At 37.2% G+C, this 19,265-nt stretch carries 20 protein-coding genes and 1 tRNA gene; 20 read left to right on the forward strand and 1 reads right to left on the reverse strand.

What is annotated here, in order from left to right:
- The first annotated feature begins 14 nt into the window (after positions 1-14).
- The 10 genes from hemW (at position 15) to G466_RS0108345 (ending at position 8,084) form a co-directional block, all read left to right on the forward strand.
- Entirely contained in the window at positions 15-1,148 is a 1,134-nt protein-coding gene (gene hemW, locus G466_RS0108300; protein WP_026813253.1) for a radical SAM family heme chaperone HemW, read from the forward strand.
- A gap of 144 nt (positions 1,149-1,292) precedes the next feature.
- A complete protein-coding gene (locus G466_RS0108305) occupies positions 1,293-2,042 on the forward strand; it encodes a cyclase family protein (protein ID WP_026813254.1) in 750 nt (249 codons plus the stop codon).
- 10 nt (positions 2,043-2,052) lie between these two features.
- On the forward strand, positions 2,053-2,412 hold the full coding sequence (locus G466_RS0108310) for a DUF4260 domain-containing protein (RefSeq protein WP_026813255.1): 360 nt from the start codon (positions 2,053-2,055) through the stop codon (positions 2,410-2,412).
- Positions 2,405-3,028 carry a DUF4230 domain-containing protein gene (locus tag G466_RS0108315; protein WP_026813256.1) on the forward strand — a complete coding sequence of 208 codons (624 nt, stop codon included), beginning with the start codon at positions 2,405-2,407 and terminating at the stop codon, positions 3,026-3,028. Before G466_RS0108310 ends, G466_RS0108315 begins: the two co-directional genes overlap by 8 nt.
- A 79-nt stretch (positions 3,029-3,107) precedes the next feature.
- A complete protein-coding gene (locus G466_RS0108320) occupies positions 3,108-3,500 on the forward strand; it encodes a Dabb family protein (RefSeq protein ID WP_026813257.1) in 393 nt (130 codons plus the stop codon).
- Positions 3,501-3,573: 73 nt separating this feature from the next.
- Entirely contained in the window at positions 3,574-3,930 is a 357-nt protein-coding gene (locus tag G466_RS0108325) for an MmcQ/YjbR family DNA-binding protein (protein ID WP_026813258.1), read from the forward strand.
- A 35-nt stretch (positions 3,931-3,965) separates the two neighbouring features.
- Positions 3,966-5,738 carry a MutS-related protein gene (locus tag G466_RS0108330; protein ID WP_026813259.1) on the forward strand — a complete coding sequence of 591 codons (1,773 nt, stop codon included), beginning with the start codon at positions 3,966-3,968 and terminating at the stop codon, positions 5,736-5,738.
- 85 nt (positions 5,739-5,823) lie between these two features.
- Positions 5,824-6,825, forward strand: coding sequence for a metal-dependent hydrolase (locus tag G466_RS0108335; protein ID WP_026813260.1), 1,002 nt, complete (start codon positions 5,824-5,826; stop codon positions 6,823-6,825).
- Positions 6,826-6,852: 27 nt separating this feature from the next.
- Positions 6,853-7,485: a DUF998 domain-containing protein gene (locus G466_RS0108340; protein ID WP_026813261.1), complete on the forward strand. Its 633-nt coding sequence runs from the start codon at positions 6,853-6,855 to the stop codon at positions 7,483-7,485.
- 179 nt (positions 7,486-7,664) lie between these two features.
- A complete protein-coding gene (locus G466_RS0108345; RefSeq protein WP_026811219.1) occupies positions 7,665-8,084 on the forward strand; it encodes a CBS domain-containing protein in 420 nt (139 codons plus the stop codon).
- 431 nt (positions 8,085-8,515) lie between these two features.
- On the opposite strand, the gene G466_RS0108355 is transcribed toward G466_RS0108345, so the two are convergent.
- Positions 8,516-9,907 carry a dipeptidase gene (locus G466_RS0108355; protein WP_026813262.1) on the reverse strand — a complete coding sequence of 464 codons (1,392 nt, stop codon included), beginning with the start codon at positions 9,905-9,907 and terminating at the stop codon, positions 8,516-8,518.
- A 184-nt stretch (positions 9,908-10,091) separates the two neighbouring features.
- Between G466_RS0108355 and G466_RS0108360 the strand changes: the two genes are divergently transcribed.
- The 10 genes from G466_RS0108360 to G466_RS0108405 all read left to right on the forward strand — a co-directional run bounded on the left by G466_RS0108360 (position 10,092) and on the right by G466_RS0108405 (position 19,165).
- A tRNA-Leu gene (locus tag G466_RS0108360) sits at positions 10,092-10,173 on the forward strand.
- Between the two features lie 501 nt (positions 10,174-10,674).
- Complete coding sequence (locus tag G466_RS0108365; protein ID WP_026813263.1) at positions 10,675-12,462, forward strand: ParB/RepB/Spo0J family partition protein; 1,788 nt, start codon at positions 10,675-10,677, stop codon at positions 12,460-12,462.
- Between the two features lie 261 nt (positions 12,463-12,723).
- Positions 12,724-12,885 carry a hypothetical protein gene (locus G466_RS23820; RefSeq protein WP_153267898.1) on the forward strand — a complete coding sequence of 54 codons (162 nt, stop codon included), beginning with the start codon at positions 12,724-12,726 and terminating at the stop codon, positions 12,883-12,885.
- 16 nt (positions 12,886-12,901) lie between these two features.
- The gene (locus G466_RS0108370; protein ID WP_026813264.1) at positions 12,902-13,738 is read left to right on the forward strand and encodes a DUF932 domain-containing protein; all 837 of its coding nucleotides are present in this window, start codon (positions 12,902-12,904) and stop codon (positions 13,736-13,738) included.
- Positions 13,739-14,711: 973 nt separating this feature from the next.
- Positions 14,712-15,056 carry a single-stranded DNA-binding protein gene (locus tag G466_RS0108380; RefSeq protein ID WP_026813265.1) on the forward strand — a complete coding sequence of 115 codons (345 nt, stop codon included), beginning with the start codon at positions 14,712-14,714 and terminating at the stop codon, positions 15,054-15,056.
- Between the two features lie 77 nt (positions 15,057-15,133).
- Positions 15,134-15,514 (forward strand): DUF6876 family protein, encoded by a 381-nt coding sequence (locus tag G466_RS0108385; RefSeq protein WP_026813266.1) that lies wholly within the window; start codon positions 15,134-15,136, stop codon positions 15,512-15,514.
- Positions 15,515-15,526: 12 nt separating this feature from the next.
- Positions 15,527-15,724 (forward strand): hypothetical protein, encoded by a 198-nt coding sequence (locus G466_RS0108390; protein ID WP_026813267.1) that lies wholly within the window; start codon positions 15,527-15,529, stop codon positions 15,722-15,724.
- Between the two features lie 431 nt (positions 15,725-16,155).
- Positions 16,156-16,536, forward strand: coding sequence for a BfmA/BtgA family mobilization protein (locus G466_RS0108395; RefSeq protein WP_026813268.1), 381 nt, complete (start codon positions 16,156-16,158; stop codon positions 16,534-16,536).
- A gap of 11 nt (positions 16,537-16,547) precedes the next feature.
- Complete coding sequence (mobB, locus tag G466_RS0108400) at positions 16,548-17,579, forward strand: MobB family relaxase (RefSeq protein WP_026813269.1); 1,032 nt, start codon at positions 16,548-16,550, stop codon at positions 17,577-17,579.
- Positions 17,580-17,584: 5 nt separating this feature from the next.
- Positions 17,585-19,165, forward strand: a complete 1,581-nt coding sequence (locus G466_RS0108405) for a type IV secretory system conjugative DNA transfer family protein (protein WP_026813270.1) — start codon at positions 17,585-17,587, stop codon at positions 19,163-19,165.
- Positions 19,166-19,265: the final 100 nt, after the last annotated feature.

Below are 19,265 nucleotides of genomic sequence, written 5' to 3' on the forward strand. Positions count from 1 at the left end.
ACTGATCACTGAAAATGAGCGGCATCTACATACATATCCCATTCTGCAAACAGGCTTGTCACTATTGCGATTTTCACTTCTCTACCAGTATGGGGAAGAAAGAGGCAATGATACAAGCTTTGATACTGGAATTGGAAATGAGGAAAACCGATTTTTCTAATGAAGAGGTACATACCATCTATTTTGGAGGGGGCACCCCATCGGTTTTAGAACCCTCGAAAATAGAACAGATTCTGGCTGCAGTCCAACATCATTACAAAGTGGTAGAAGCGCCAGAAATCACCTTAGAAGCAAATCCCGATGACCTATCTGAACATAAAATAAAAGAATTGGCCAGTACTTCCATCAATAGGTTAAGTATTGGTATTCAATCTTTTTTTGAGGAAGATCTAAAGTTGATGAACAGGGCCCACAATGCAATAGAAGCGAAAGAATGCATCGCCCTAGCAAGTGCCTATTTTGATAATATTTCTATCGACCTCATTTATGGGGTTCCGGGGATGACCAATGAACGCTGGACGGCCAATATCGAAAAAGCACTATCATTTAAAATCCCGCATATTTCAAGCTATGCCCTTACCGTGGAGCCCAAAACCGCTTTAAAAGCGTTTATAGATAAGGGAATAATAGCACCGGTAGATGATGAGTTGGCCGAAGCCCACTACTATATTTTAGTAGATAAACTTACAGCTGCCGGATATATAAACTATGAATTTTCCAATTTTGGAAAAGAGGGCTATTTTTCACAGAATAATACTGCCTACTGGCAGGGGAAAAAGTACTTGGGCATTGGTCCATCTGCGCACTCCTATGATGGAAAACAAAGGGGGTGGAATATTAACAACAATGCCAAATACATAAAATCCATCACCCAAAACATCTTACCTATGGAAACGGAAGTGTTGTCTAAAACAGATCGTTATAACGAATATATAATGACAGGACTGCGGACAATTTGGGGAGTATCTTTGGATAGGATTAAAGCGGATTTTGGACAAGAGTTTCATGCGTACTTATTAAAACAAGTAGAACAGAAAATTAAAGAGGAACTGTTGGTTATAAAAGATAACCACCTCTTAGTAGCGCCAAAAGGTAAGTTTTTAAGCGACGGAATAGCGGCCGACCTATTTATTGTTAACTTGTCCTAAACATGTTTCAGGACCTAAGCTCGAATTATGGGAGAGGGTTATAGGTATATTTTCAACAATTCAACTTTACCTAAAAATGCAATAAGTTGGAGTGCATTATAAATTATTAATTGAGATTAAAATACGGAAAGAATAGTACCATTCATGAAAGCAGTTATAAAACACAATAAAATAAAATATACTATAGACCTCGCAAACCCCTTGGATATTTCTATCCCTGTTATAGGAGGCGATAATAATGTGACCTCTTGGTACCTGCCTCCTCCTAAAATAGAGCCACACAAGGAGGGTGAATTTGTGGGGAAAGTTACCGAGGGAGGTTCTACAAATTTTAATGATATATACTTTAACCCCCATTCCCATGGTACACATACCGAATGTGTGGGACATATAACAGAAGAATTCCGATCGGTAAATAAATGCCTGTCTAAATATTTCTTTATGACGGAGGTGATTACTGTAGCTCCAGAAAAAATGGGAGACGATTTTGTGATTTCCAAAAAGCAGTTACAATATGCTTTGGGGAATAAAAATAGGGAAGCAGTAGTCATTAGGACCATTCCCAATTTAAGCGAAAAGAAATCCAGGCAATATTCCCATACCAATCCGCCCTATTTGATGGGAGATGCGGCTGAGTTATTAAGAGACAAAGGGATAGAACACCTGTTGATAGACCTGCCTTCTGTGGATAAAGAGAAAGATGATGGCAACTTATTGGCCCACAAAGCATTTTGGGATGTTGAAGGAAAGATACGACAGAATGCCACTATTACGGAATTGATTTTTGTAGCCAATACTATTCCAGATGGGAAATACTTCTTAAACCTGCAACTCGCACCTTTTGAAAACGACGCAAGTCCCAGTAGACCAGTTTTGTACAAAATTGAAGATTAATTAATAAAAGATGGGTAAGCTAATAAAGATAGAAGAAATGTTGATGTTCCTTCTTGGGATTTATCTTTTTAGTCTACTAAATTATAACTGGTGGTGGTTTGCTGGTTTAATATTAACTCCAGACATTGGTATGGTAGGGTATCTAAAAGGAAATAGGACCGGGGCAATAGGATACAATCTCCTACATCATAAGGGTATTGGAATCGCAATTTATTTAATAGGGATTTATCTTTCCTTACCTTTGTGCCAACTAATTGGTGTAATTTTATTTTCCCATGCCTCTTTGGATAGGGCTTTTGGTTATGGTTTAAAATATGATAAGGGATTTAAATACACCCACTTAGGCGAAATAGGTAACGCACATGAATGAAATATTAGAACTTTTTTTAGGGCTTATCCTTGGAGCTATTGCTATGTACTGGGTATTTTCCTTGTTCAGAAAGAAAAGGAACAAAGAACTTACAGAACACCAGTCTACCATTTTATTGGATAAGATTAAGAGCGTCTGTAAACTGATCACTGTGGAGGGCGACTTTGCTGAAATATATCGCTATGAGAATACTAGGGAGCACTTTTTAAGCATGGTAAGTAGTAAGAAGAAAGCGTTGATTGTAATTAATGCTAAAGTGCACATTGGATTCGACCTAAAGAAACTGCGAATGCATGCAGATAACGAGAAGAAGAAAATAGTCCTGACGAATTTCCCTGAACCCGAAATATTATCCATATCTCCGGATCTTCAATTTTACGATATAAAAAACGGATTTTTTAATGTCTTTACTCCGTCCGATCTTACCTCTCTTAATGTAGAAGCCAAAAAGCACATAGAAGAGAAAATACCTGCAAGTGGATTAATGGATACAGCGAATAGGGAAGCTTTGGAAGCAGTACTTTTAATAGAGAATATTGTACAGACTATTGGATGGAAATTGGACTATAGCGCCTTGGAATTGAACGAATATAAGCATCAGAAATTAAATAAATAATAAAGCTATTATTCGCCTACCTTAGAAGGAGAATCTGTTGAACATGTAACACTGCTATAAAAACATTAACAAACTTTTGATGAAAAACATATTTTTAGGAATACTATTTTTAACGATTACCGTTGTTAGCGGACAAACAGAAGAAAAAATGAAACAATTTGACTCAAATTTTGTGCATACCGTGTATTTTTGGTTGAAGCACCCTGATAATGCTGAAGATAGAAAAGCATTTGAAACTTCTCTTAAAAAGTTTTTAGACCATTCTCAGTATGCCAAGACCAAGTTTATAGGTGTGCCCCCAAAGGCATCTAGGGACGTGGTAGATGGATCTTTTACCTATTCCTTAGTAGTGACATTTGAATCTGCAGAAGCACAAGAAAAGTATCAGAAAGAAGAACCACACTTACTGTTTGTAAAAGAGTCTAGCGACTTGTGGACCAAAGTCATCGTTTACGATTCAACTAGTATCTAGTAAGTCGTAGGACTGGAGATAGGTGAAGCTAATTTTGTGTCGTCCTTTTTAAAAATCCATAGCTAGTTTAGGAATGAATATAGAAGAATTTAGAACCTATTGTTTGGATAAAAAAGGGGTGACAGAAGAATTCCCTTTCGATTCAAAAACCTTGGTGTTTAAGGTAATGGGGAAGATGTTTGCCCTCACCTCTTTAGAACAAGTTCCTCTTAGAGCCAATTTAAAGTGCGACCCAGAAAAAGCTATTGAACTTAGGGAACTCCATGACGGTAAAATTATTCCGGGTTACCACATGAGTAAAATTCATTGGAATACCATTTATGTAGAAAAATTAGCGCCGGATTTAGTTCGGGTATTAATAGACCACTCCTATGACCTAGTAGTAGTAAAACTCACCAAAAAATTACAAGCTCAACTGCGGGACCAATAGGTTATCCCAAAAAATCAGTGTTTTAATCTTCCCATATGGATCAATTAATATCATTTTATAATAAAAAAATCGCAGCGCAAACGGAGTTGCTACGGGTGGTTAAAAATCAATTACTCACTTCTAGTATTCTGCGTTTGGCGGTTTTCTTATTGGGGAGTTTTGGCGCGTATTTCTTTTTTGGAAATACTAAACTGGTCATAGGGATCATAATTATAACCATTGCCCTTTTTCTATTTCTAGTGAGTAAACATACAGACATACAATACAAAAGGGATAAGATTTTAGCTTTGATCCATATAAACGAAACTGAGATTCAGGTCCTAAATCGTAAATACCACCACCTTCCAGATGGTAAAGAATATAAGGATGATAGTCACTACTTTGCTCAGGATATAGACCTGTTTGGTAAGGGTTCTTTTTATCAATATAGTAACAGAACGGCTTTGCCCGATGGTAGCGATCACCTGGTAGAACTATTTTTATCCAATAATATTGATGGAATATTACCTAGACAAGAAGCGGTAAAAGAGCTTTCCCAAATGCCCGATTGGCGACAAGACTTTTCTGCGACTGCCACTTTGGTAAAGGCAGATGCAAGTACAAAAACTATTGTTTCTTGGCTAAAGGGGTACAAAGCCTACGTCCCTAAAATTATGAAGTGGTTGCCAAATTTGTTTACCCTGATTTCAATAATATCCCTTGCCGGGTATTTTCTAGGCCTGCTTCCTGGGTATCCTATTATAATCATCTTTCTGGTGGGATTATTGCTAACTGGATTTTTTATAGGGAAAACCGGTAAATTGGCTTTGGATGCCAATAGAGTGCAAAGTACTTTTCAGCAATATCAATGGCTTATCTTAAAGATTGAAAAGGTTGAGTTTAAATCCGACCTGTTAAGGAGAAAAAGAAATACGGTGCTCTCACAAGAGCAACCCGCTTCTAAGCTACTAAAAGATTTCACTGCCAAATTAAGTGCTTTAGATCAGCGTAATAACATGATATTTGGTCTATTTGGGAACGGGTTTTTACTTTGGGATCTACGACAAGGTTATAAATTGGAAGATTGGATTGCAAATCACGGTGCTAAAGCAGAACATTGGTTTGCTACCATCGCATTTTTTGATGCCTATAATAGCATGGGGAATTTTGCTTATAACCATCCGGCATATACCTTTCCCAAATTAGTGGAAAATAATACGGTATTAAAATCGACTAAGGCATCGCATCCCTTGTTGGACCCCAAAAAAGCGGTTGCCAATGATATTGATATCCAAAGGGAACAGTTCTTTATTATCACAGGAGCCAATATGGCAGGGAAAAGTACCTTCTTGCGTACCGTTTCTTTGCAATTGGTTATGGCTAATATGGGACTTCCTGTTTGTGCAGAAGAAGTGGAGTACACTCCAATAAAGCTAATTACAAGCATGCGCACCACAGATTCTCTTACCGATGATGAGTCCTATTTTTTCTCGGAATTAAAGCGATTGAAATTCATTGTAGATGAGATTAAAACAGATAATTATTTCATAGTACTCGATGAAATCTTAAAAGGCACCAATAGCTTGGATAAGGCTAGAGGGTCTAGAAAATTTGTGGAGAAATTAGTGGGGTCTAAATCTACTGGGATTATTGCTACCCACGATTTAAGCCTATGCGAAGCATCAGCAGATCTCCCACAAATTAAGAACCATTATTTTGATGCGGAAATTATTGATAACGAACTACATTTTGACTATACGTTTAAAGATGGAATTTGTCAGAATATGAATGCTTCCTTTTTATTGAAGAAGATGGAAATTGTAGAATAACGGTACTATTGCGAGATGGGCTGTTAGCAATACGAAATGCGAAGGAGCTAGTTTATTTTTAGGTTTAGAGGATTATAAAATTTAAATGGATTCACTTACACAAATAGTACTCGGTGCTGCGGTTGGGGAAGCAGTTTTAGGAAAGAAAGTAGGCAATAAGGCCATGCTATATGGCGCTATTGCAGGGACTATTCCCGATTTAGATATTATAGCGAATTATTTTACCGATACGGTATCCGCTATTGAATGGCATAGGGGATTTACGCATTCTATCTTCTTTTCCATTCTGTTTGCACCAGTATTTGGATGGTTAATCTATAAATTGGAACGAAAACAACCTGCTAGTTGGAAAGATTGGTCGTGGCTTATGTTCTGGGGACTGTTTACACATCCTATTCTCGATTCTTTTACCACCTGGGGCACACAATTATTCTGGCCGTTTGGATATAAGCTGGCCTTTCAAAGTATATTTGTAATAGACCCCCTATATACTTTGCCGTTTTTAGTATTTCTCATTTTGACTATGATGCAAAAACGAGATTCCCCTAAACGTGCTCAATATAATAAGCTGGGGCTAACGGTGAGTACTGCTTACTTGGGGGTTACCCTTTTGTTAAAGGGGTTTGCTTACAATAAAATCACCCAGAACCTAAAAGATCAAGGAATAGATTATAAGGAGATAACGGTAAGACCATCCCCATTTAACACCATACTTTGGTCTGCTAATATTGATGTAGGGGACGCCTACTTAATAGGAAATTATTCTTTTTTTGACCAACAGCCCATTCATTTTAGTCGATACCCTAAAAACCATCAATTACTAGGGGATTTATCGGCACAGGATAAAGTGCAGCGATTAAAAGGAATTACAGAGGGTTGGTATACTATCGTAGAGGATAATGGGGAACTTTATTTTAATGACCTCCGCTTTGGTTTGATGAGTTTGGAGCCAGATGAGGATAGATTCGCTTTTAGTTATAAAATACAGCCTATAGAAGGGGATGTAGTGGTAGAAGAGACTCCTAAACTAAAAAGAGATGCCAAGCTCCTGCTATCGGCCTTATGGGCGCGAATGTGGGGAGTTTGACCATACTAGTAATTAATATATTTTATAATGCCTAACCAACCAATTAAAACTAGAATAAGGATCTTTTGGTTCGGGCTAAGTGGGGTGCTATTATTTGTATTAGCAACAATCATGGGTGGCATTTTTATGGAAGATTATAGTCACACTCGGCAACTAATCAGTGAATCCTATGCTCATGGTACCACATATGGTCCGTTACTAAGATGGGCCGGATTCATTCCTAGTGGAATTTCTATTGCTATTTTTTCCTTTCTTGCCCCGTTAGTATTGCCAAAATCAAAACTAGTGAGTTTGGGGTTTTGGGTGGTAGGTGTTTTTTATGGGATAGGAACTATTATCGTTTCACTTTTTCCTTGTGATATAGGCTGTAACCCTCAGTTTATAGATCCGTCTGCCTCACAAATAATACATACAATTGTTGGAGCGTTCACTTATATAGTGGTGCCTAGCGGTCTTATATTAATAGGATTGGGTTCCAAATCCATTATGCGGATTGTCTCACTAGCCTGTGGAATCCTGGCCTATGGCTTTGTAGGGCTTTTAATAAATGATGCAGCAGGACCTTATATTGGATTGTTTCAAAGAGTAGTAGAGGCCTGTACGCTTGGCTGGTTGATATATATGTCCTATTATATTAAACGTAATGCAGCTCTTTCCTGATGGCATAGTATGCCTTTTACAGCAGTTTTCGGAAATTCTTTCTTATTAGTTTACTTCGCTAAACCAAACACGAGTACTCATCTAAAGTATTATCTCTTAACCTGACTTATGTCATATGTTAAGTTCCTATTCTTAATGATCTTTATGGTATTAAAAAATGGAATATAAAGTATAATAATATGAAAAAGAGAGAGCTAGTATCAAAAATAATGTCGACCGATTTAATTACAATTAATCACACCAATAGCTTATTGGATGCAGAGAAATTGTTTAAAAAACATAAGATTCGTCATATTCCAGTAGTAAGTGATAAGAAAATAGTCGGTATTCTAAGTTTAACCGATCTATTGCGAATTAGTTTTGTGGATTCGTATGGGGAAGAAGATTCTGATGTGGACACGGCTATTTATAATATGTTGAGCATAGAGCAGGTAATGGTGAACAATCCTGTGCATGTGTCTTCTACCAAAACGATTAGAGAAGTGGCAGAAATCTTATCTAAAGAGGAGTTTCACGCTTTACCAGTGGTTGATGATGGAGAATTAGTGGGTATTGTGACCACTACAGATTTACTAAACTACTTGTTGGAGCAATACTAAACAATAGCTCAAAAATTATAAAATCCATAAATGAGATTCTTCATTTATGGATTTCTTTGTATTGGTCTTACAAGGTATAGTTTCGAAGTGTTTTATCACACCACATTAGGCTATATTATAGAAAAACAACCTTGTTTAGTTTTCATGTTTTATTGGTTTAGTAGATAATTTTACCTGAGGCTTTTCCCCGTTATTTTCTTCAACTTTAATACTTAGCTGCTTATTTTCTTTTAAGAAATTAAGGGCCTTTTCATAGGAAATAGCCTTGTTGTCTAGAGAAAATTCAGCGCCAGGACTCAATACTCATTACCATGTAATTGTGATTTCGACTACGCTTAATCACCGACTGATGGTGTTTGTAATAGGAAGATATTGTATGTAGGTTCTATAGCAAAAAAAAATCCGCTCGAAAAGGAGCGGATTTTTAAAATTTATTTTTTGGATAGTTCCGTAAAATATTTGTAGAAATACGGGATGGTTTCTATTCCTTTAAGGTAGTTCCAAATGCCAAAGTGTTCGTTGGGCGAGTGTATGGCATCGCTGTCCAGGCCAAAGCCCATTAGGATGGTCTTGCTCTTGAGTTCTTTTTCAAACAGGGCTACAATAGGGATACTACCACCACTTCTTTGTGGAATTGGTGTTTTGCCAAAGGTTGTTTTATAGGCTTTTGAGGCTGCTTTGTACCCGTCATTATCAATTGGGGTGACATAACCTTGTCCACCGTGATGCGGCTTTACCTCTACAGTAACCCCTGCAGGGGCTAGCCTTTCGAAATGGGCTTTAAAAAGTCTGGTGATTTCTTCCCACTCTTGATGTGGTACCAAACGCATAGATATTTTTGCGTAAGCTGTACTAGCGATCACAGTTTTGGCACCCGCACCAATATAGCCTCCCCAAATACCATTAACGTCTAGAGTTGGACGTATGGAGTTGCGCTCATTGGTAGTATATCCTTTTTCCCCATATACATCTTTAATGTCTAGTGCCTTCTTATAATTCTCTAAATTAAAGGGTGCTTTTGCCATTTGGTTGCGCTCTTCTTGGGATAGCTCCTCTACCTTATCGTAAAATCCTGGGATGGTAATACGATTGTTCTCATCGTGCAAGGAAGCAATCATTTTAGTGAGTACATTAATAGGGTTGGCTACTGCACCACCATAAAGTCCGGAGTGCAGATCTCGGTTAGGACCGGTAACAGCTACTTCTACATAGCTAAGACCACGAAGTCCGGTAGTAATAGAAGGCACGTCCTTGGCAATCATTCCAGTATCGGAAATTAGAATGATGTCATTGGCAAGTTTCTCCTTGTTATTGGCTACAAATTCGCCCAAGTTCTCACTTCCGACTTCCTCTTCTCCTTCAATCATGAACTTTACGTTGCACGGCAATTTGTCGTTTTTCACCATAAATTCCATGGCTTTAACGTGCATGTACATCTGCCCTTTGTCATCACAAGCTCCTCTGGCAAAGATGGCGCCTTCGGGATGGATATCGGTTTTTTTAATGACGGGTTCAAATGGAGGGGAGTCCCACAGGTCAATAGGATCTGCAGGTTGCACATCGTAATGGCCATAAACCAATACGGTAGGAAGTTTTGGATCTATTATTTTTTCTCCATAAACAATAGGGTATCCTTTAGTTTCACAAATCTCTACCGTGTCGCAACCCGCTTCTAAAAGAGCAGTTTTTACCGCATCGGCGGTATTTAATACATCTTGTGAAAAAGCAGGGTCTGCACTTACGGAAGGCATTTTTAGGAGTTCTATTAGTTCATTAATAAAACGGTCCTTGTTTTTGTTGAGGTACTCTGTTATTTGTTGCATTTTAATTTTTGTATAAACGATAAAAATACAAAAAAGAAATTTTTATTGCATAAGTATTTCAGAATTCAAAAATTGCTTTATATTTGCATCCCGATAATAATCGGAACTAATGCAGGCGTGGTGGAATTGGTAGACACGCTAGACTTAGGATTAAACCAAATAAAAAGTGTTAAAATATTAAAATGCGGGCGTGGTGGAATTGGTAGACACGTCAGACTTAGGATCTGATGCCGCGAGGTGTGGGAGTTCGAGTCTCCCCGCCCGCACAAAAGCCGAAGAGAAATCTTCGGCTTTTTTCATTTGAAAATAGTGGCTAAAAATAGGACAGGTACAACATAGGTACAACATTTTGCTTTTTTTTGGTGCTAATATAAAATGATATGCTTTTTAATTGTTTGACATTAAGTGCTATGAAAAACTCTTTATTTCAATAAAGTCTAGCGTTTTTTTATCATTCTATTCAAAAAACATTCTCTTTCAGTTACTTTACTCTTGTCCCAAAAAAAGCATAAATATGGGACAAATTCTTGTATTTAAACATCTACACTCTTCAACGAATAAAAGTTAGAATTGATCCTACTTTAGGATGAAGTTTATTGTCATACAATATTACCGCAAGTTAAACTCGTAAAATACTTCCATCAAAAGACTACGGCATAAAGCCAACGCTTCTTCCACTACTCATTTATTCCGTTTCCTTTTGAGCCAAGATTTTATCTTCCGTTTGGTTTCTGCTCAAATATTGTTTAATCAAAAATTTGAGTATTATGACAACAAAAGCGAGTACCACAAAAAAGCGCAGTCGAACAAAAGTAGCTGCCAAAAAAGAAGTGAACGGAAAAAAAGTCCAGGCACTTAAAATTGAGAATCTGCCTATTGCAAAAGTCAAACCCGACCCGATGCAACCCAGAAAAACGTTTGATGAAAAGTTGCTAGAACAGCTTTCAGAAAGTATTGAGAAGCACGGCGTACTACAACCTATTACGGTAAGGAAATCCAAAAAAGATTATATCATCGTAATGGGCGAGCGTAGGTATCGTGCCAGTAAGTTAGCTGGCAAGAAAACGATACCCTGTATTGTAAGAACGTATAAGGACGATGATGTTCTGGAAATTCAAATCATTGAAAATCTACAAAGACAGGATGTTGAACCTACCGAAGAGGCCGAAGCAATTGCCTTTCTGAGTGAAAAGTATGCACCTGCTGAAATTGCAAAGCGATTGGGCAGAACAGACAACTTTATAAGACAACGCCTAAAGTTAGCAGGATTGATAGAGGGCTTTAAGCACTTTGTACGAAATGGCGAAATGACCATATCCTTGGGCGTAGGTGTAGCGCTCTTTGAACCAGAAGAACAGCAGATGATGTTGGAAACTATGGGCGAGGATTTTAATGCACATCAGATAAACAGGATGATTAAAGACCAGACCTACGATTTGGAAAAAGCATCCTTTGATGTAGCCGATAAAAAATTGGTCCCAAAAGCAGGGTCTTGTGTAGAATGTCCTTTCAATGCTGCAAATCAAGGTAATCTGTTCGGCGAAGGAAAAATGGTCTGTACAAAATCAGCCTGTTTTGAAACTAAGAAAAGTAAATCGTTCTTAAACCTGATTAAGAAATCAAAAAAAGAGAACATCCTGCTAATTCCTGAGATACGACAGTATTGGGCAGATGACGAAAACAATCAGCTCATAATATCACAATTGGAAAAGAATGGATTGAAAGTCTATTTACTGGACGATGTTGAAATCTTAGAAAATCCGATTGAGCCAACAATCGAGGGTATCAAGATAGAATATCAGCATTACGATTATTCTGAAGATGAATTAAAGACAGAATTGGATGAAGCAATGCATAATTATAAAGAAGCATTGGAAAAATTCAATTCAGCAAAAGAAGATGGATTTGTAGATGGTGTTATTTTCCATCCTGAAACGTACAGGAACAAAGAGGTCTTTGTAACGATTATTGAAAAATCAAAGAACGATTCTACGGAATATTCGGCACCATTGGCCAACAGGAAAATGGCAGATTGTACGCCTGAAGAACAAATCGTTAAAATCAACGAAAGAGAAATCCGTAAGAAGCAAATAGAGAACAACAAGCAGTTTGAAGAAGTTGTGCAGATGATTCGTGAAACGAAATATATCGATACGAAGAAGACACTTTCAACGGATGAAATGTCGGCATTCTCGATATCGCTCTTTGAAAATAATGTGGACTATATGAGCCAACAAAAGTATTTCTCAAAGTTCTTGGGCGACACTTCAAAGATGACCAAAGTTGAAATGGTCGATAATTTCAAGAAGAAGTTCAAAAAGGAAATCTTTCACAAGTTGATACGCTATATGCTAACAAAGCAAGTGCATTTTGGCGAAAGCAATCACGTCAATAATCTGACAAACATTTCATTTTACAACGCAATGCAAGGATATTACAAATCCAAGATTGCCGGCATAGAAAAAGAATATGCCGAAAAGAGAGACAAGCGTGAAGCACGTTTGAAAGAGCGTATCACAGTTCTTGAAAAGCAAATTAAGGAACTCAACGATTAGCTTTTGTTGTTTGAAGAAGGGTCGGCATTCGTGCTGGCCCTTTTTCTTTTTTATGATAGTGTTTTAAAAGATGGGTTGATAAGGAAGGGGTTATCAATCAATAGTTAGCGCAAAGGTAAACTCGTAAAATACACCCATCAAAAGACTACGGCATAAAGCCAACGCAACATCCTACGCTTATTTATTCCGTTTCCTTTTGAGCTGAGATTTTAGCTTCCGTTTGAGTACTGCTCAAATATTGTTTAATCAAAATATATCATTATGAAACGAGTATCTGAAAAACCTAAAATTTCGCTACAAGAAGCTGAAAAGCATTATCAATCGAGTAGTGAAAATTATGACATTGATAGTGGGGAAAGCCATTTCGCTTACTACAGGGATAAGCATCCCAACTATTACCGAGTATTATCACAAAATGTTTAATCTAAATTCAAAAGCTATGTATTTACAAAATTTGCAACAGGATGAAATCTTTGTTCCATCAGAAATGAAATCCTTAAAAAGTCTGACACAGATGGAATCCCGAAGAGGACTTGAAAATGCCATTATCTCAAATGGCAAAATCGTCAACGTGGTATCGAACAGCTATGGCCACATTCCGAACCAACTGTTCTTCAAGAAAGCTGAAGAAATGCTGACCGATGCACAGCTGAACTTTCACAAACGCACCATCAACAAAAATGACAGGTCGTTCATTACCGACTTTATCATCGACGACAAAAGCCAGTTTACCGTCAAGAACGATAAGGACTTGATATTACCGATGCTTCGGTTCAAAAACTCGTATGACGGAAGTGAAAAAACTTCTGGACACTTCGGGTTTTATAGAGAAGTATGTTCAAACGGACTACACGTTTCTCAGGCAGAAATCGAGTTTTCCATCAAACATAGTAAGAACAATACGCACCTTATTATGCCAAGGTTGAACAATCTATTCGATAAATTTCTGGACAATGAATTCTACACCATTACAAAGAAATTAGACAAGATGAAAGAATTTAAAATCATCGATACACAGGAATTTGTGAAAGCGATTCTTGACAGGACGAAACTGTTCCGGTATGAATGTAGCGACAAGAACAGCGACCCGTCGAAAAAATCTCGTGAGGTCATCGAAATCTTAAACTATGAAGCTTTGTTGCTCAATGAAGAACCAAATCTTTGGTTAGGTTACAATGCGTTTAATTCAGTACTTCATAATGTCTTAAAGAAAAGCTTTGGCCAACAAGAACGATTGGATAAAAAGCTGTTTAATGAAGTCTATGCTATGGCATAAAGCCAAAAGGTTCATCCAGTACCTTAAACTGGATTTTTTTGTGCTTGCTATTTATAGGTTTAAAAGCAATACCGTTCAGCACATTCCCCTACATTTCGCGAAAAGCTTCATTCCGGGAAAAGCGCTTTCCTATAATAATCTTGGACACAACTTCAAAGCTTCCGTTTTCCATTCCACTTGCCCGTTCATTCCCGAGAAAAGTCGGGAAGCGGTCAAACTGCATTCCAACCTACACCTTCAAAGTCAAGTCCGCTTTAAATCCTGCATAATGAGAATAAATAATTTTCTTAATCCGTTCAGCACATTCCCCTGCATTTCGCGAAAAGCTACATTTCGTGAAAAGAGCTTCATTACAAAGGTCTTGGACACAATCCCCAATTTTAGCTTTCCATTCCGCTAACCCTTCCCGCTATGCTGGGAAGGAACACTTCATTCCTTTGCCAAAATTGAGAATTAAGTCCGTTTTTCATCGGAAAGTCATCCCTTCGGTTTTCTTAACAGGATTTTCGGCGCGGTCTTCTTGAGCCCTCAATCGAAAATCCTTAAAAACCGAACCGCTGCCTTACACATTTTAAGGGGTTTATAATGGATAAAGCCTTTGTTGTTTTTCGGGGCGTCGAAAAACAGGCACGACATAACCAATTCTAATATAAACACAGCTGCTTATCTCGCTTAACTGTCGGTACGCTCAAACGCAACTGCGTTTAAAAGAATTGCTAATGCCCTTATGGAACTTGTCAAGACTATACAAGTTTTAGTGAAAAATAAGGTTTCTACTTCCTTGAAAATCTAAGGATTTTACTACGTCGCAAACACACCTGATTTTGCCCGAAAAGTCTTGACAAAACCCACTCTATCCATTGTGCAGTGCACAGAAGAAAAGAACAAACACCCCTTAAAATTTAATTCAGTTTAAAACAAATAGGGGAAATATAAACCAGTCTGATACAAAGCAGACACAAATCTTTTTATTATGAGTACTATTAAAAATCACGTTCAGTTAATTGGAAACGTTGGACAAGAGCCAACCATTACGAACCTTGAAAGCGGAAAGAAAGTAGCCCGTTTTTCATTAGCAACAAATGAGTATTACAAGGACAAAGAAGGCAACAAGCAAACGGACACGAATTGGCATACCGTAGTAGCTTGGGGCAAAACTGCCGAAATTGTAGAGAAGTATGTTGTTAAAGGCAAAGAAGTTGGAATATCGGGAAAACTTAAAACCCGAAGTTATACAAATGATGATAACGAACAACGCTATGTTACGGAAGTTGTAGCCGATGAAATTCTATTACTTGGAAGCAAAGACGACAAGTAAATCTTAAAATGAAAGAGGGCGTAACCGTCGAAAGATGCGCCCTCTTTTTCATTATTAACTAATAAAATGTAATAACAATGAAAGCACAAGTTAACGAAATTAAAGAGCAATTACAATATTTTAATGGAACTGAAATGTTCTACTCTTTACCATTATTGAAAACCCGTTTTACAGATGGACTAAAATATTTATCAGAAGTTGCTGAATGTTTTTGGCTTATTACGGACACGTCCGTAATTGCAAAAAGTCTGATGAGCCGAAGTGAATTTATTACCATTGACTTCAAAAGATTGCCCGAAGAAAAACAAGATTATTCTGGTTATGAAGCTGAAATAATTTACAGCGATGGCAATGATAATATTTTAGAAAAACACGGCTATCGGGTTACCGATTTCCCACTTGATGAACTTCGGTTATTTTTTGTAAATGGCACGCTGATGTTGCCAAGCGAATACTAAAAATCGGAAGTTATGATATATCTAAATTTTACCGATTTGAACGAGGAAACACAAGAGCGATTAATTGCCAGTTCCAAAGAAGATGTAAAGGAAAAATATGGCAAGGATATTATGAATTATGCAACCAAGCATAATACCAGTTTGGACAAGATGCTTGACGAAGAAGCACTACGGAATTTGTATTCGTATAAATACATTTTCAACATATAGTTTTTGAAATTAAAAGAAAGCACCTCTAAAATTTTAGAGGTGCTTTCTTATGCAATTAATTTTGAAGTCAATAAAAAAACGTATCTTTATATCGCTGGAAATACAGCACACAAATTAAAGTAAGGTTATCCATTTTTTACTTTCGCCGATAACCGTACACATCGGAAAATAACATATCGGAAAATCATTTTCCCTGAAAATGGCAATCGGCTTTTTAGCTGGATTGTATGGATTTTTGTCACGCTTGGGCGTGACGAAAAGGAATAGCAAGAGGGTAACACGCTGCGCGATGTTTCGGATTCCTTTTTGTTTTCAAATAGCTGATTATCAGTGATTTGAATATATTTTAATTTCCTGACAATCAGCAATTTGCGACAAACGGGCTGTAAACGCCCATTTTTAGGGAAGATTTTGCGACAAATCGGCGAAATATGGACTCATTTATTGGAATTAGATTTAAAAAGGAAACTGCAAAACGTTTCCAAACATTCTCACGCACTTACTTCAAATCGCATACGGAGGCAATGTCCACGATGCTTGATTTTTTCTTCTACAATGAAATTTCGCCAAAGGAAAAGCTGGGTCCGACCGGAAGAACTATCGAAGCCAAATTACTTAAAAGAATCAATGCTGTAATTGCCATAATGAGGGATGTAGAAAAGACACAAACCAAACCTACGGTAGCGATGATTCAATCTCTTTTTCAGACAGAAGAACCAAATGAAAAGCCTCTGATTGTGGAAAAGAAATATGCCAAAGAGAAAAAGGAAGTACGCTTTCGCGAAAAGCAAAACCCAAGTAATCAACTTTAAATTTTTGAGCTATGTACATCACAATAACACCTCAAAAATTAGGCGGCACTTATAGTCAGGGTTCAGCGGATTTTGTAGGCTATTTAGAGAAAGAAAATCAAGGTTTGGAACAACAAGATGTAGAACACTTCTTTAACCAATATGGCGATGAAATTTCCGCAGAAGAAGTGGTCAAAGAAATTGATGGAAATACCGCAAAATTGAAAAAGAAAGAACCCAAATTTTATTCGATTACGGTCAGTCCTTCAAAGTATGAATTGCGAAAACTTCAGAACAATAGCCAAGATTTAAAAACCTACACTCGTGAGCTAATGAAGGATTATGTTGCCAGCTTCAATCGAGAAATTAATGGGCGACCTATATCTATTGATGACATAAAATACTATGCGAAAATTGAACATCAAAGAGCGTTCAAGGGAACCGATTTTCAGATTAAAGAAAACCAACCGTATGCTACAAAAATACTACAGCTCAAAACGGAAATACAAAATGTACAGGACGGACGAGCGGAAGGGAATATTAAAAAGATGAACAGGGAAATTGCCAAACTGGAACGCCAAGCACCACATCAACAAAATGGAAAACGAATAGTTCAAGGAATGGCAAAAGATGGAAACCAAAGTCATATCCATATTATCGTAAGCCGAAAAGATGCTTCCAATTCCGTTAGTCTTTCGCCAGGTAGTAAACACAAAGCTTCAGAGGTTGAAATGCACGGTAAAAAGGTAAAGCGAGGTTTTGATAGGGACACCTTTTTCGCGAAAGCAGAAAAAACCTTCGATACAAAATTTGGCTACAAACGCAATTTTGCTGAAACCTACAAAGCAAGAAAAGATTTTGTAAAAAATCCCAACCTCTATTTTGCTGCTTTGATGAAACTGCCAGCTAACGAAAAGGCATTGGCTTTTAAAATGATTACAAAAACAGGCTTGCCAGTAATACCAAGTATTCCAGTAAGCCAAGCACAAATTGCACTTCGGGTTTTCAAACGGTTAAGACGTGGTGCAGAAATAGCAATTAAATCAAGTTCCATCGGAATCTAAGTATTATGCAGATAGATAATATCATAACGACACTTTCAATTATTGGTTTTACCAGTACTGTTTTCTATGCGATGTTTCGGGTAAGCAAGTATGCGTTTCTTCTGAATATCGCAATACTGTCATTTCTCGGATTCTATGTTGCTGCTGGAAATGAATTAACATTGATTTTGTTGTATCTAGTTTGTCCGCTACTATTAATTAATACAGGACTATACGTTTTTCTTCATAAAACAGAAAGCTCGCAAAACGGAGATAGTAAATACCAAGTCAACTTTGCGACCACCAAAGGAAATTTCAAATTAGATAACATCAAACGTGGCGCATCCGTCATCGGATCCGCTGGAAGCGGAAAAACCGAAAGTGTGGTTTATGGATTTCTGAAACACTTCCAAAAAGAAGGTTTTTGTGGAATCATCCACGACTATAAAGATTTTGAATTGACCGAAATGGCATATCCACTTTTCAAGGATAGCGATATTCCGTTTAAGGTCATTTCCTTCGATAAAATCATCCATAGGGTAAATCCTATTGCGCCACGTTATTTAGAGAACGAGGAAAGCGTTAATGAGGTTTCAAGGGTCTTAATCGAAAATCTATTAGAGCAAAGAGAAAGTGGAACAACAGGCACAACAAAATTCTTCAACGATGCTGCGGAAGGTTTGATTGGTGGGTTAATTTGGAAATTAAAAACGGAATATCCAAAATACTGTACGTTACCCCATTTGATAGCTGTTTATCAATTTCTTGATACAAAAAGCCTAATCCAGTTTCTGGAAACCAACACCACCTCACGAGCAATGGCAGATGCTTTTATTAGTGGCAAAGATTCTGAAAGACAGACTGCTGGTGTAAAAAGCACCTTGGCCAATGCGCTCAAACGAATTAGTACACAACGTATTTTTATGGCATTGTCCGCAGATGAAGTGCCACTCGATATAAATAGCGAAGAAAATCCAGCTGTAATTTCTATAGTGAACAATCCCAAATTTGAGACTTCGTATTCGCCTGTTATAGCGACTATAATCCATACAATTACAAAGCAAATGAGTGTTAGAAATAGTGAACCTTCTTTTCTGTTGATGGAAGAAGCACCTACGATACGTTTATTAAATATGCACCGTATTCCTGCAACACTTCGAAGCTATAATATCTCTACAATTTATGTGATGCAAGATAAAATACAAAATGATATGATGTATGGCGATAAAGCGAGTAAGGCAATTTTAAGCAATCTATCCTATCAGTTTTTTGGAAAGGTTAATGATCCTGATACTGCAAAATATTATGAACGCTTTTTTGAGATTGTTAAAGACCCGACAAAAAGCATAAGCCGTGGTCACAATCTGGATTTTGATACAAGAATTACGACAGGAGAAAAGGAAATTCCTAAAATCAGGGCAGATGTTTTCTTTCGATTGAAGCAAGGAGAGTTTATCACATATGCGGATGGAAAGGATAAAAGGGTACAATTTAAGTTACAGAATATTAAAAGAGAGCTTCCAAACGGTTCAAAAGAATATTCAAATGAAGAATTGGAAGCTAATTTTGAAAGGATTTATATTGAAGCGAAATCAATATTTGGATAATAACAAAATATGGATTTTGCCTTTAAAAACTATAAATTTTTTATTTTAGAGCATCTGTAAATTAAGTTATTTCCTTTAAATAATAATCTCTCAGGATTTC

The sequence above is a fragment of the Arenibacter certesii DSM 19833 genome (assembly GCF_000429545.1).
In the GTDB taxonomy this organism is placed as follows: Bacteria; Bacteroidota; Bacteroidia; order Flavobacteriales; family Flavobacteriaceae; genus Arenibacter; species Arenibacter certesii.

What these genes read in the sequence shown, in the direction of transcription:
- hemW (WP_026813253.1), top strand. Translation starts at nt 15, where the DNA reads ATGAGCGGCATCTACATACATATCCCATTCTGCAAACAGGCTTGTCAC.
- G466_RS0108305 (WP_026813254.1), top strand. Translation starts at nt 1,293, where the DNA reads ATGAAAGCAGTTATAAAACACAATAAAATAAAATATACTATAGACCTC.
- G466_RS0108310 (WP_026813255.1), top strand. Translation starts at nt 2,053, where the DNA reads ATGGGTAAGCTAATAAAGATAGAAGAAATGTTGATGTTCCTTCTTGGG.
- G466_RS0108315 (WP_026813256.1), top strand. Translation starts at nt 2,405, where the DNA reads ATGAATGAAATATTAGAACTTTTTTTAGGGCTTATCCTTGGAGCTATT.
- G466_RS0108320 (WP_026813257.1), top strand. Translation starts at nt 3,108, where the DNA reads ATGAAAAACATATTTTTAGGAATACTATTTTTAACGATTACCGTTGTT.
- G466_RS0108325 (WP_026813258.1), top strand. Translation starts at nt 3,574, where the DNA reads ATGAATATAGAAGAATTTAGAACCTATTGTTTGGATAAAAAAGGGGTG.
- G466_RS0108330 (WP_026813259.1), top strand. Translation starts at nt 3,966, where the DNA reads ATGGATCAATTAATATCATTTTATAATAAAAAAATCGCAGCGCAAACG.
- G466_RS0108335 (WP_026813260.1), top strand. Translation starts at nt 5,824, where the DNA reads ATGGATTCACTTACACAAATAGTACTCGGTGCTGCGGTTGGGGAAGCA.
- G466_RS0108340 (WP_026813261.1), top strand. Translation starts at nt 6,853, where the DNA reads ATGCCTAACCAACCAATTAAAACTAGAATAAGGATCTTTTGGTTCGGG.
- G466_RS0108345 (WP_026811219.1), top strand. Translation starts at nt 7,665, where the DNA reads ATGAAAAAGAGAGAGCTAGTATCAAAAATAATGTCGACCGATTTAATT.
- G466_RS0108355 (WP_026813262.1), bottom strand. Translation starts at nt 9,907, where the DNA reads ATGCAACAAATAACAGAGTACCTCAACAAAAACAAGGACCGTTTTATT.
- G466_RS0108365 (WP_026813263.1), top strand. Translation starts at nt 10,675, where the DNA reads ATGACAACAAAAGCGAGTACCACAAAAAAGCGCAGTCGAACAAAAGTA.
- G466_RS23820 (WP_153267898.1), top strand. Translation starts at nt 12,724, where the DNA reads ATGAAACGAGTATCTGAAAAACCTAAAATTTCGCTACAAGAAGCTGAA.
- G466_RS0108370 (WP_026813264.1), top strand. Translation starts at nt 12,902, where the DNA reads ATGTATTTACAAAATTTGCAACAGGATGAAATCTTTGTTCCATCAGAA.
- G466_RS0108380 (WP_026813265.1), top strand. Translation starts at nt 14,712, where the DNA reads ATGAGTACTATTAAAAATCACGTTCAGTTAATTGGAAACGTTGGACAA.
- G466_RS0108385 (WP_026813266.1), top strand. Translation starts at nt 15,134, where the DNA reads ATGAAAGCACAAGTTAACGAAATTAAAGAGCAATTACAATATTTTAAT.
- G466_RS0108390 (WP_026813267.1), top strand. Translation starts at nt 15,527, where the DNA reads ATGATATATCTAAATTTTACCGATTTGAACGAGGAAACACAAGAGCGA.
- G466_RS0108395 (WP_026813268.1), top strand. Translation starts at nt 16,156, where the DNA reads ATGGACTCATTTATTGGAATTAGATTTAAAAAGGAAACTGCAAAACGT.
- mobB (WP_026813269.1), top strand. Translation starts at nt 16,548, where the DNA reads ATGTACATCACAATAACACCTCAAAAATTAGGCGGCACTTATAGTCAG.
- G466_RS0108405 (WP_026813270.1), top strand. Translation starts at nt 17,585, where the DNA reads ATGCAGATAGATAATATCATAACGACACTTTCAATTATTGGTTTTACC.